Source organism: Massilibacillus massiliensis (assembly GCF_900086705.1).
GTDB lineage: Bacteria > Bacillota > Negativicutes > FLKF01 > FLKF01 > Massilibacillus > Massilibacillus massiliensis.
Map to the genome: position 1 here is coordinate 2,843,176 of NZ_LT575483.1, position 11,840 is coordinate 2,855,015.

10 protein-coding genes, 1 tRNA gene, 1 other RNA gene and 1 other annotated feature (1 of these 13 running past the window's edge) are annotated in these 11,840 nt (G+C 39.7%); of the genes, 10 read left to right on the top strand and 2 right to left on the bottom strand.

What is annotated here, in order from left to right; genetic code table 11:
- Window positions 1-29 precede the first annotated feature (29 nt).
- A complete protein-coding gene (locus BN6559_RS13680) occupies window positions 30-2,048 on the top strand; it encodes a sigma 54-interacting transcriptional regulator (protein ID WP_110955248.1) in 2,019 nt (672 codons plus the stop codon).
- 67 nt (window positions 2,049-2,115) lie between these two features.
- Here the strand turns inward: BN6559_RS13680 and BN6559_RS13685 are convergent, their stop codons facing one another.
- On the bottom strand, window positions 2,116-3,348 hold the full coding sequence (locus BN6559_RS13685) for a M20 family metallo-hydrolase (RefSeq protein WP_110955249.1): 1,233 nt from the start codon (window positions 3,346-3,348) through the stop codon (window positions 2,116-2,118).
- Window positions 3,349-3,442: 94 nt separating this feature from the next.
- The gene (locus BN6559_RS13690) at window positions 3,443-4,759 is read right to left on the bottom strand and encodes an amidohydrolase (protein ID WP_110955250.1); all 1,317 of its coding nucleotides are present in this window, start codon (window positions 4,757-4,759) and stop codon (window positions 3,443-3,445) included.
- Window positions 4,760-5,146: 387 nt separating this feature from the next.
- Between BN6559_RS13690 and BN6559_RS13695 the strand changes: the two genes are divergently transcribed.
- The 9 genes from BN6559_RS13695 to BN6559_RS13735 all read left to right on the top strand — a co-directional run bounded on the left by BN6559_RS13695 (window position 5,147) and on the right by BN6559_RS13735 (window position 10,693).
- Window positions 5,147-5,530 (top strand): response regulator, encoded by a 384-nt coding sequence (locus BN6559_RS13695; RefSeq protein ID WP_110955251.1) that lies wholly within the window; start codon window positions 5,147-5,149, stop codon window positions 5,528-5,530.
- Window positions 5,523-6,392 carry a hypothetical protein gene (locus BN6559_RS13700; RefSeq protein WP_199884005.1) on the top strand — a complete coding sequence of 290 codons (870 nt, stop codon included), beginning with the start codon at window positions 5,523-5,525 and terminating at the stop codon, window positions 6,390-6,392. Before BN6559_RS13695 ends, BN6559_RS13700 begins: the two co-directional genes overlap by 8 nt.
- A gap of 148 nt (window positions 6,393-6,540) precedes the next feature.
- A tRNA-Ser gene (locus BN6559_RS13705) sits at window positions 6,541-6,630 on the top strand.
- 49 nt (window positions 6,631-6,679) lie between these two features.
- An RNA gene (gene ffs, locus BN6559_RS13710) (signal recognition particle sRNA small type) lies at window positions 6,680-6,779 on the top strand.
- 217 nt (window positions 6,780-6,996) lie between these two features.
- Entirely contained in the window at window positions 6,997-8,796 is a 1,800-nt protein-coding gene (gene dnaX / locus BN6559_RS13715; RefSeq protein ID WP_110955253.1) for a DNA polymerase III subunit gamma/tau, read from the top strand.
- Between the two features lie 81 nt (window positions 8,797-8,877).
- Window positions 8,878-9,213: a YbaB/EbfC family nucleoid-associated protein gene (locus BN6559_RS13720; RefSeq protein ID WP_110955254.1), complete on the top strand. Its 336-nt coding sequence runs from the start codon at window positions 8,878-8,880 to the stop codon at window positions 9,211-9,213.
- 2 nt (window positions 9,214-9,215) lie between these two features.
- Window positions 9,216-9,812: a recombination mediator RecR gene (recR, locus tag BN6559_RS13725; protein ID WP_110955255.1), complete on the top strand. Its 597-nt coding sequence runs from the start codon at window positions 9,216-9,218 to the stop codon at window positions 9,810-9,812.
- 153 nt (window positions 9,813-9,965) lie between these two features.
- Entirely contained in the window at window positions 9,966-10,340 is a 375-nt protein-coding gene (locus tag BN6559_RS13730) for a YaaL family protein (protein ID WP_110955256.1), read from the top strand.
- Between the two features lie 92 nt (window positions 10,341-10,432).
- On the top strand, window positions 10,433-10,693 hold the full coding sequence (locus tag BN6559_RS13735) for a pro-sigmaK processing inhibitor BofA family protein (RefSeq protein ID WP_110955257.1): 261 nt from the start codon (window positions 10,433-10,435) through the stop codon (window positions 10,691-10,693).
- A 653-nt stretch (window positions 10,694-11,346) separates the two neighbouring features.
- Window positions 11,347-11,840, top strand: a sequence feature (most likely nonfunctional fraction of RNA operon) (it continues 1,468 nt past the right edge of the window).

Genomic DNA, 11,840 nt, shown 5'->3' on the forward strand with positions numbered 1-11,840 from the left:
TTTAACCATTTAGATGATTGGAGGCGCTTATGGGAAAACCACGGGTTGCGATCGTATTATTGCGCAAAAGATTTCATTTTGTATATCAACTGCAGGCTTTGCTTGGTAAGTATATTGACTTTATCAGCTATTCACTAGAAGAAGGCATTGATTCTTATATCAATTGTGATTTAGCTCTTGTACCGTCGTATGAAGTTGCTGGTATTGTAAAACGCTACCTTATGCCGCAAACAGAGCTCTTGGTTGTGCGGCGGACGATTTCTAAAAGTGCCTGGGATAAACTGAGTCAAATACCGCCAAACACAAAAGTATTGGTGGTGAATACGTATTGGGAGATGTCGACGCAAACGGTGGCAGTACTGTATGAATTAGGGCTTTATCAATTGGAACTGATTCCGTTTAATAACAATCAACCGGAGAATTATCGAGACATTCGTTATGCGATTACGCCAAATGAAAGGGAGAGTGTACCCGGTTATATTGAGCATGCCATTGATATAGGAACACGTCCGGTGGATGTTTCAACGATATTTGATATTTTACATAAATTGAATTTGGTAAATCAGGTTACCAAACAATTGCTTTATGCGCATATGAAAGAAATGGTGCCGATGAGTCCCGGTTTTGTGAATTTGTTTTATCGTTTTTATGATACAAAGGAAGATTTTGAGCAATTGCTGGATATGATTGATGACGTGGTATTGACGTTTGATATAGAACAACATGTAAAAATCTATAATCAGCAGGCCGTTAAGTTTTTCAGCCATATTCTGCATTTAGCGGATCAGCCTTTAGAAAATTTGTTTGCAAAGATTTCCGCAAAGGAAATTTGTGAAGTGGAAGAAGTAAAAGATGCTGTGGTTATTTTACAGGGCACTTATTATGTTGTGAATAAATCACCGATTTTGAAGAACGGGCGCATACATGGGGGAATACTTACCATTCGTCCGTGTGACAGCATCCAAAATCAGAATACAAAAATCCATGAGGCGATGGTTTCACAAGGTTATATTGCGAAATATACATTTGCCAATATTCTCGGTACGCATCAGGCCATTCAGCAAGCGATTACTTTTGCGCAAAAAGCGGCGCGAACAGAGAGTGATATTTTGATTGAAGCGGAAAGTGGTACCGGAAAAGAACTTTTTGCACAAGCCATTCACAACTATTCTACACGTCGCAAAGGCCCTTTTGTTGCCTTTAATTGTGCGGCGTTGAGTGGGTCTCTGCTCGAAAGTGAATTATTTGGATATGAGGAAGGGGCTTTTACAGGGGCAAGCCGGCGAGGAAAACGCGGTTTGTTTGAAATGGCGAATCAAGGGACTATTTTTTTAGATGAAATATCCGAAGTGTCAACAGAAACACAAGTAAAGTTACTGCGTGTTTTGCAAGAACGCGAGTTGATACGCGTAGGCGGAACGAAAATTATTCCGATTGATATTCGCGTGATTGCAGCAACGAATCAAAATTTATATCAATTGGTAGAAGAAAAAAAGTTTCGGATGGATTTATATTTCCGGCTAAATGTATTTAATTTACGTATTCCTCCGCTGCGGGAAAGAAAATCGGATATTTCTTATTTAATTAAAGCTTTTTTACGTGAAAAAAATGTCAGAGTTGATTTTCCACAGGAGACAATGCAGATTTTGCTTGCGCATCAGTGGGCGGGAAACATTCGTGAATTACGTAATTGCATCGAATATATGGTCAGTATGGATGAGGGGTTTGAACCCCAAAATTTACCGGGGCATATCTTAAGAGGCATTCAGCGTCATAGGGATCAAGAGGAGCGTTTCTTGAGAGAGAGCAATCCTGGCGAAGAAGGCGAATGCATTTTAAAAATTCTGTTTGAAGCACAGCGGCAATGTCGTTATATTGGGCGAAAAGAGATTTCGGCGCAATTGAAGGAACAGGATATATTTTTGAGTGAACAAAGTGTTCGAACCGCCTTAAAGAAACTGAATGCGCAAGGCTTGGTTTGTATATTGAAGGGTCGTGCCGGTACGAAAATTACTGAGAAAGGCAAGCGATTCTTTAAATCTATATAGAAAAAACGAATCGGTAAGAGGCGCTGATCCTCTTACCGATTCGTTTAAAAGGTATTTGTATTTTAAATTAGTCTTGTGTGGATAGGCGGCGGATTGCCGTATAAAGGACATCCGTTGCAGCGGCGATATCTTTGATTTCTGCTGATTCGGCAGGATTATGGCTGATTCCATCTTTACAAGGAATGAAGAGCATGCCAGTAGGTGCAATCGGTGCCCAGTGCATAGCATCGTGTCCGGCGCCGCTTGGCAATTGCATATAAGCGTAATCTTTTTCTTTACAAATTTCATCCAGAAAGGAAATCATATCATCTCTAAGTTTAACCGGTGTTTCGTTGGTAAGAGTTGTGATTTCAGTTGTTAAATTACGTTCGTTGGCGATTGCATTTATTTCAGCGATTACAGCTTTGACAACTTTAATTTTCGTTTCCATATAGATACTGCGGATATCAATACCCAATTCAACTTTTCCCGGAACGACATTCATAACGCCTGGATAAGCTTGGATAATTCCCGTTGTACCGACAACTGGGAATTCTTTTGAGTCTTTTGCAATTTTTTCAACTTGCAGGATGATTTCAGCCGCCGCACAAAGTGCATCTTGACGCATGTTCATTGGTGTGGCGCCAGAATGATCAGCTTGTCCGTTTAATATGACTTTGAGACGTGTTGGTGCTGCGATTCCTGTGACGATGCCAAGTTGATGTTTTGTAGTTTCCAAAACTTTGCCTTGTTCGATATGGATTTCCATAAATGCTTTTAATTTATCTGTGTACTCGGTTTCTTCAATTTTGTCAGCATCCAGTCCGCGAAGTTTTAGAACGTCGTAGAGCGAGGCACCGGTTTTATCTACTAATTTTTTTAATAAATGGATATCCATTTCACCGCGCATTGCTTTGCTGCCGAGTGTAGCAACACCAAAACGGCTGGATTCTTCTGCCATGAATACAACGACTTCAATTGGATGATAGTTTTCGAAGTTTTCTTCATTCATACAATTGATGACTTCGATTGCACCAAGAACGCCAACGACACCATCAAAATTACCGCCGTTTGGTACGCTGTCGATATGCGATCCCATCATAACGACTTTTGCAGTAGGATTTGTTCCTTCGCGTCGTCCGATGATATTTCCGAAGTTATCAATACGAATTGTTAAACCAGCGTTTTCCATCAAATCTATAATAAATTTGCGCGCTTGCCAGTCTTCGTCGCTAAAAGCGAGACGTGTGATGCCCTGACCAGGAGCTGTAATTATACTCATTTTTTCAAAATTTTCTGCTAATCTTTGTTGGGAGACCATGTTACCACCATCCTAAAATATATATTCATTCTAATGGTAAACGGAGAAATGAAATAATGCAATAATCAATATTGAATCATAGGATTAATGAATCTTATAATTCCTTCGTTAGCAATTCTGCAGCCGCAGCGGCAAGTAACTTTATTGCTGGGTCAAGAGCTGTTTCATCGAAATCAAACCGAGAATCGTGATGGCCGGCTGACAAAGTAGTACCGATCATCATATAGGCGGCTTGCCCTCCGGTTTTTTGAATGCGTTCGATAAAGTAAGAAAAGTCTTCACTTGCGCCGAACGGACAAGCGGGAATCATTTCCTTGAAAATTCCGAGCCTCGTTGCAGTTTTGGTTAGTTTTTCTGCGAGTCGTCTATTTGTATCGCCGCCGGCGGCACTGCCCATATCAGTGATTTTTACCTTGACATCATACATTAGAGCGGCGGTTGTGATAATCTTCTTTGCTTCTTTTGCCATGTATTGATTGATTTTAGAAGTTGCGCCGCGTGTTTCTAGCTTCAAAATTGCATTTGCAGGTATAATGTTTCGTCCGCTTCCAGCTGTTAATATGCCGACATTGATACGTGATGCGCCTTCGCTATGCCTTGGAATGGCATGGAGATTTAAAGTTGCACATGAAGCTGCTAAGAGGGCGTTTTTCCCTTCTTCGGGTGCGGCACCTGCATGTGCTGGCAAGCCGGAAAATTCCGCATCAAATTTGCTGGTGGCCAAAAAGCTGGTTACGTTGCAGGTCAATTGCCCTGTTCTTTTCATTTGTAGGCCTAGATGTGCTCCTACTATAAAATCAACATCATCAACGACTCCGCGTTCGACCATGGCTTTAGCGCCTCGGGTTCCTTCTTCAGCGGGCTGAAAGATGAGTTTAATCGTTCCGGCAAGATGGTCTTGTAATTGAACCAAAATTTCGGCAACAGCTAAACCGATGGCCGTATGTCCATCATGTCCACAAGCATGCATAGATCCTTTATAAATGGAAGTAAAACCTTCTTTGCAGGGAATGTGAGATTCTTCTTGTGTTTCCGTAATATCTGTAGCATCTATATCAAAGCGAAGGGCAATCGTGGGGCCCGGTTTTTTGAATGTGAAGATTCCGACGACTCCGGTTTTGCCTCCACCCATCTTGTTTACCCATTTCGGATTGGCACCTTGATTGAGTGCGCGTTTCATATGTTCGGCTAATATAATTGCTTTAGGAACGCCTGACATTGCTGATTCGGCAATGACTTGTTTACCAACCTGCACTTCGTACCCTAAATCAGAGAGGATATCAGCTATGATTGCTGAGGTACGAAATTCTACCCAAGCTGACTCTGGATGACGGTGGAAATCACGACGTCTAGCTATTGTAAGGTCTTTTAAGTCTTCAGCTAAGGTGGTAATCTGGTGATCTAATATCATAAAAATTCGCTCCTTTGTTTATGAAATAAGAAATGCAACAAGAGAGGCAGCGCAGTTGATGCATATATGTCTAGTGAATCGAGTTTGACAGTAATGTATTATTGAAAGGTTGTAAGAGGCGGTAGATTTTAAGAAAAATAAAAAGACGCCATGAGCTTACACTCAGGCGCCTTTGCCTATTACTATACATCTATTATAGGACAAGAACATATGCATGTAAATATGTAATCAAGTATATCGATTTTGAATTTTTGCAAAAAGATATAGTTTAAAGGCTATGTATTTTAAATATTTATGATATAATTAAAATGCATGACATTATATTCTTAGCAGGCTGTATGACTTTATCGTAGAATAATTGTTATAAAGCTATGGGGGGGGAAAGCATTGAAGAAAACACTGAAGATACTCGTTTGCGATGATTCTACTTTATTGCGAAAAAAGTTGACGAAAGAATTGGAAAGCAGAGATTGCGAAGTCATAGAAGCTAAAAATGGCAAAGAAGCAGTTATGATGTTCTTGAAAAACCATCCTCATGGAATCTTTATGGATATTGTTATGCCAGAAGTTGGCGGGCTTGAAGCTTTAAAAGCAATTCGCGAAATTGATAAAAAGGCTTATGTCGTTATGTTATCTTCTGCGGGGACTTCTGCAAAATTATTAGAATCATTAAAACTTGGTGCAGTCGATTTTATTCAAAAACCATATACTGTGGAGCAAATTGATAAGGCGATCATAGATTTAAGGAAGAGGGTATATGAGCATGCTTAAGCAATTTTTAGCGCAATATCTATTAAATAAAAATTTGCTGAGCAGCGAACAGGTTTTGGAAATTCTTGAAGATGACGAATTTCAACGTGTTTCACCAGGCGTGGTTGCTCTTCATATGGGGTTGATGACGGCTAAACAAATAGAGAAGGTTCAGAAGATCCAAATTGACCATGACAAACTTTTTGGTGAAGCGGCTATGGATGCAGGTCTGCTGACTGAAGATCAAGTAGGGGCGGTTTTGGCAGCACGTGAAGACAATAATTTAAGCGTGGCACAAGCAATTCTTAGTTTGGGATTTATGACGTTGGAAGAGTTAGAAAATACTTTGGCAGAATATAGAAAGCAAAATCAATTTAGCTTGGCAGATTCATTTAAAAAAATGGAGTTTGGCAATATATGCTGTACTGATTTTGAAGAAATTCGTGAGCTTTATATAGAATATGTAGAGTTGTTTTTGCAGGCATTAGAGCAATTTGCGGAGCTAGATGGGGTAATAATTCCAGCGACAGCGTTAGGTGGTAAAGGCAAATGGTTGATCAGTCAAAAAATGAATGGTGACGTTGCTTTAGGAACAGGTGTGTTATTAGCGGAGCCTGTCGTTCTTCATCTTGCAAAACGCTACAGTAAGGAAGAAGATATAAATACGGTAGATCAATTAGCGCTGGATAGTGTTTCGGAGTTCTTGAATGTTGTAAATGGATTGTTCATTGTCGCGCTGTCGAATAAAAATATTGATGTTGATTTAGAACCACAGAAATTTGGTGAGGGTGTTATTCCGGTTGGAAGTAAACAGGCTGTAATCCATATTGATACAAAGATCGGGTTGATTCAACTCATTCTTGCTGTGGATGGAATTCAATAAGACCAAAAGACGAATTGTTTCAATCGTCTTTTTTATTTAAAGAAATGATAAATAATAGTATTGACAAGTGGTTAATATAATGATATTCTATTAAAGGTCGCAGCGAGTGTCGTTGTGATAATTGAATAAATTTTTAGTTTTAAGCATTGGAGAGATGTCCGAGTGGTTGAAGGAGCACGCCTGGAAAGCGTGTGTACGGGCAACTGTACCGAGGGTTCGAATCCCTCTCTCTCCGCCATTAAATTTAAACTTAAGCTTTCACCGTGTTTTTAAGGTGGGACTACGGTACTTGGGTCTTACGCAATGGAGGCTCATGAATCCCGCCAGGTCTGGAAGGAAGCAACGGTAAGTGATAACCTTCATGTGCCGTAAGGGTGCCTAAGGACCGTAGTCCGACATTAAAAGCACTGGTATAAATGATATAGTTATGAGCAACCATAGATATGGTTGCTTTTTTGTTGTACGAAAATATCGTTTGCGAACCAGTAAAGGAAAACGCTGAATTCATGTTGAATAATTTATATACTTGATAAATTATAGTTTAAGCGGGGCATCGCTATAAAATACTTAGGTTGGGTTAGTTTGTAGGAGGTGAAGGATACGTATGGCATATATTGCTTTATATCGAAAATGGCGTCCGAGTGATTTTGATAGTCTAGTTGGGCAGGAACATATCAGTAAAACACTTGCAAACGCAATTCGTACAGGAAAAATTGCGCATGCTTATCTTTTTTCTGGACCACGTGGTACAGGAAAAACAAGTACAGCGAAAATTTTAGCCAAAGCGTTAAATTGCGAACATGGGCCGACTCCTTCGCCTTGTAATGCATGTACGAGTTGTACAAAGATTAATGCGGGAGCATCCATGGATGTATTTGAAATTGATGCTGCATCGAATCGTGGAATCGATGAAATACGGGATTTACGTGAAACTGTAAAGTTCACGCCTGTTGATGGACGCTATAAAGTATATATTATAGACGAAGTTCATATGTTAACAACGGAAGCCTTCAATGCCTTACTGAAGACGCTTGAAGAGCCGCCAAGTCATGTTGTTTTTATTTTAGCTACGACTGAAACACATAAAGTCCCGGCTACAATTCATTCTCGTTGCCAACATTATGATTTTAAACGCATCTCAGTTCCGAAAATTATTGAACGATTAAACTTTGTTACAAAGGAAATGCAGATCGAGGCTGAAGAAGAAGCAATTCAATTAATTGCACTGCATGCAGATGGCGGTTTGCGCGATGCACTAAGCATTCTTGATCAATGCAGTACGCTGGATGATGAAAAAATTACTGCAGAAAAAGTTAGGCAACTTCTAGGTCTTGTCGGACATGAAGCAATAGAGAAAATTGTTGATCAATTGGCGAATAAAAATAATAAAGAAGTATTAATGATTCTTGATGAACTTATCACACGAGGTAAAGATGTAAAACAAATTTTAAGCGAAATTGCTTTGCATATGCGTAGTGTCATGCTTTATCAGGCAACGCGAGATATAAAAAGTATAGAATTCTACAGTGGAGATAAAAATGTAGTTATAGAACAGGCCAAACACTTTACACATGATGCACTGGTGAAAAATATCCAACTTGTGCATGCCGCGATCAATGATGCGAAATGGTCACCGCAGCCGAGAATTACAACAGAGGTTGCGTTGTTATCGATCTCTAATCCTTCTGTTTCTACTGGCGCGGATCAGGAGGATTTATTAAAGCGGATTGAGTTGTTAGAAGAAAAAATATTAAAACTGGGTGAAACAGTTTCTCGTGCGCCGCGTGTTGCAATAACAGAACAAAGCAGGAACTATGCAGAAGTTTCACCGCAAAGACCGCAGTACCAGATGCCAGAAAGAGGTCCGGCTGTGGAGAAAACTATGACTGGACAAAAACCACAAGCAAAGCCGAGTTTGCAAACAAATGAAAAGAAAGCAGCTGTGCTTGAGCCGATGGCAGCAGAAACTATTGGTGATGCGAAAGCAGTTTGGGATCGAATGCTCAAAGAGCTGGTTCACAGTGGAAAACGATCTGTCTATGCATGTGTAGCGCAGGGCGCTCTGCAAAGTTTTGTTGATGGGCAAATGGTGATTGCGTTTACAGCCGCTTTTCCAAAAGAAAGAACAGAAAAAAGCGATTATAAAGCAATTCTAGAAAATATTTTAACGGAGATTTGTGCTATGCCGGTTATTGTACGATGTGTACAAGGCGCTGCTGCACCTCCACCGGCACCGCCATCAGTGCCAAAGGCGGTACCGCCAAAAGCTCCGGAATTGCCCAAAAAGGATCATACGGTGGTTGAAATTGCTGCTGACCTGCCACCGGAAGAACGACATGTTTTAGAAGAAGCAGTAAAAATGTTTGGTGACAATTTTGTAAAAAAAGAGGATTTAAAAGAATAAAATGATATTTGACGACTAACCGCTATTTTGGTAGTCTTAAATAAGTTATAAATAAATTGCGAATTTTAAGGAGGATATAGAATGTTTGGTGGAATGGGAAACATGGGCAATATGGCCGGCATGATGAAAAAAGTACAAAAATTGCAAGGTGACATGGCTAAAATGCAAGAAGAACTTAAAAAAAGAACGGTGGATGTGTCTGCCGGCGGCGGTGCGATAAAAGTAGTCATCAATGGAGAAAAACAAATTCAGTCGCTTAAGATTGATCCATCAGCTGTGGATCCTGCTGATATTGAAATGCTTGAAGATCTAGTTGCCGCTGCAGTAAATGAAGCGATTAGAAAAGTGGATGATATGATGTCACAAGAGATGGGTAAATTAACTGGCGGACTTGGATTACCACCAGGAATGTTTTAAGTATGCAATACATAGCTCCTTTAGCGAAGCTTGTAGAACATTTTCGTGCTTTGCCGGGAATTGGGGCGAAAACTGCTACAAGACTTGCTTATCACATTTTAGATATGGACAGCGATAAAGCAAAATCACTGGCAAAAGCAATTATCGATGCAAAAGAGAAGATTGGCTATTGTAATACTTGTTTTAATTTAACCGATACAAATCCATGCAGTATTTGCGCTGGAGAAAATCGCGATAAAACGGTCATATGTGTTGTAGAACAGCCAAGAGATGTTGCGGCAATGGAGCGTATGCGAGAGTTTAAGGGGCGGTATCATGTATTGCACGGAGCCTTATCTCCTCTAGAAGGAATTGGTCCGGAAGATCTTCGGATTAAAGAGTTGCTTGCGAGATTATATTCGGGTGATGTGAAAGAAATTATTATGGCTACAAATCCGAATGTAGAAGGCGAAGCGACTGCAATGTATATTGCGAAGTTGCTAAAACCTATTGGTATTAAGGTGACCAGAATTGCCCACGGTTTACCGATTGGTGGCGATTTAGAATATGCCGACGAAGTTACGCTATCCAAAGCGCTGGAAAATCGTCGAGAAATATAATAAAATATATGCAGATTTATTAATCTGTAGAGGTGTTGCATAAAAAATGTGACACCTCTTTTGCTATTTAAGAAAAGTTTTGTTTTCGATTAAAAAAGCTAAGTTGTTTAGTTATGAAAGAAACTGGATAAAATAACATTGGGAGGGAGATAGATGAATCTTGATGGTATTTTATCTAAATTAAAGTCTTTTTCATATTTACATAGTAGCTCCAATATATTATGGTATAAGCATGTATATGGAGGCGATTATTTGATTAATTTATATACGCAAAGACATGAGCGTTTAGAACACGAAAAAGCGCAGGAGTTGCGTAGAGAGTTTCTCCATCTGCTGGAAAAAGCAAAACTGGACTGGCAATATTCTATGAAAATGCTTGCTGAAATAACAGATGTTGATCTGATGGACTATGTAATCTATTTAATCAAGGCGAATGAAGCAAAATATCGTTACCTGCTGAAAATTGCAAGGCAAGAAAAAATCCAATGTGATGTGTGGCAAAAAAATAATTTCCATGACATATCGTAATTTATGTACTAAAATATACAAGTATAGAGTGTCATAATTCAGATTTAGAAAAAATAAATCTGAGTAAATCGCTGAAAATGGAGGTTATACATATGGAATTGAGTGTAATCGCAGCTTATGTTGTAGGAATATTAGCAATTTATTTTATCGGCAGAATGTTTTTAATGCCAGTAAGAATTGTTTGGAAGCTCATTTATAATGGTGTTGTTGGTGGGATTATGCTATGGGTTGTTAATTTCGTAGGTGCGAATTTCGGCTTTGAAATCGGGATCAATGTATTATCAGCACTTGTTGCTGGTTTTCTTGGAATTCCGGGTGTGATTTTGTTGATATTGTTTAAAGTGATGTTTTAATTGCATGGTTGTAGTGTGAACAAGCAGATGCTTTCATGGGTGAAACATCTGCTTTTATTTTGCAATGCGAGAGCAGATACTTCACAACGAAAACAGGCAAGACGGCGCGCGATGAATCTTAAGGTAGTATAGAATCGAAGACCGCAAAACCGACTTAAACTCCCTACGGTCAGACATAAGTCGGTTTTACTCCGTACAGACTCTGATTCATCTCATTGCCTTCGTTGAACTGTTTTCTTATGTAAAGCATCTGCTCTCTATACTATAATTAGGAACAACTATATAGAGAAGGACGAAAACAAGGAGCGCGTTTCAGTGGACTGAAACATTGCCGTGGAAGAGTTGATTAGTTTTTATGAAAAACTTTTAAAAAGGTGTTGACATAATCGGAGAAAACGTGTAACATAATACAAGTCGCTGATGAACAAAGCGCGGTGATAAAAAAGATGTTGACAACAACTTGAACGTTGTGTTAATATAAATGAGCTGACAACGAAGCTTGCCAGCAAGTGTTCTCTGAAAACTAAACAATGTAGATGTAATAAATGCCAGATGTGCGGTGTCTATCGTAAGATAAACACAAAACAAAAACAATTTCTTTTAAAAAAGAAACAAGATATTAATTGAGCCTTTTAGGTTTTCTAATAATAAATTTATTGGAGAGTTTGATCCTGGCTCAGGACGAACGCTGGCGGCGTGCCTAACACATGCAAGTCGAACGGAATTACGCTTAACACCGATTTCTTAAATAATAGGTTGGATGTTAAGCTGCTTATGCGGTGGATGAACGAAGTGAATTCACCACGCATAAAAAGTGCCAACCCATAAGAGATGGGTGTTGAGCGTAATTTAGTGGCGAACGGGTGAGTAACGCGTAGACAACCTACCCTTAAGATGGGGACAACAGATCGAAAGGTCTGCTAATACCGAATACTGTAGAAGAAACGCATGTTTCTTCTACTAAAGATGGCCTCTATATATAAGCTATCGCTAAAGGATGGGTCTGCGTCTGATTAGCTAGTTGGTGAGATAAAAGCTCACCAAGGCAACGATCAGTAGCCGGTCTGAGAGGATGAACGGCCACACTGGGACTGAGACACGGCCCAGACTCCTACGGGAGGCAGCAGTGGGGAATCTTCCGCAATGG

Bases quoted from the DNA above. Each gene is read 5' to 3' on its own strand.
- BN6559_RS13680 (WP_110955248.1), top strand. From the start codon at position 30: ATGGGAAAACCACGGGTTGCGATCGTATTATTGCGCAAAAGATTTCAT.
- BN6559_RS13685 (WP_110955249.1), bottom strand. From the start codon at position 3,348: ATGGTCTCCCAACAAAGATTAGCAGAAAATTTTGAAAAAATGAGTATA.
- BN6559_RS13690 (WP_110955250.1), bottom strand. From the start codon at position 4,759: ATGATATTAGATCACCAGATTACCACCTTAGCTGAAGACTTAAAAGAC.
- BN6559_RS13700 (WP_199884005.1), top strand. From the start codon at position 5,523: ATGCTTAAGCAATTTTTAGCGCAATATCTATTAAATAAAAATTTGCTG.
- dnaX (WP_110955253.1), top strand. From the start codon at position 6,997: ATGGCATATATTGCTTTATATCGAAAATGGCGTCCGAGTGATTTTGAT.
- BN6559_RS13720 (WP_110955254.1), top strand. From the start codon at position 8,878: ATGTTTGGTGGAATGGGAAACATGGGCAATATGGCCGGCATGATGAAA.
- recR (WP_110955255.1), top strand. From the start codon at position 9,216: ATGCAATACATAGCTCCTTTAGCGAAGCTTGTAGAACATTTTCGTGCT.
- BN6559_RS13730 (WP_110955256.1), top strand. From the start codon at position 9,966: ATGAATCTTGATGGTATTTTATCTAAATTAAAGTCTTTTTCATATTTA.
- BN6559_RS13735 (WP_110955257.1), top strand. From the start codon at position 10,433: ATGGAATTGAGTGTAATCGCAGCTTATGTTGTAGGAATATTAGCAATT.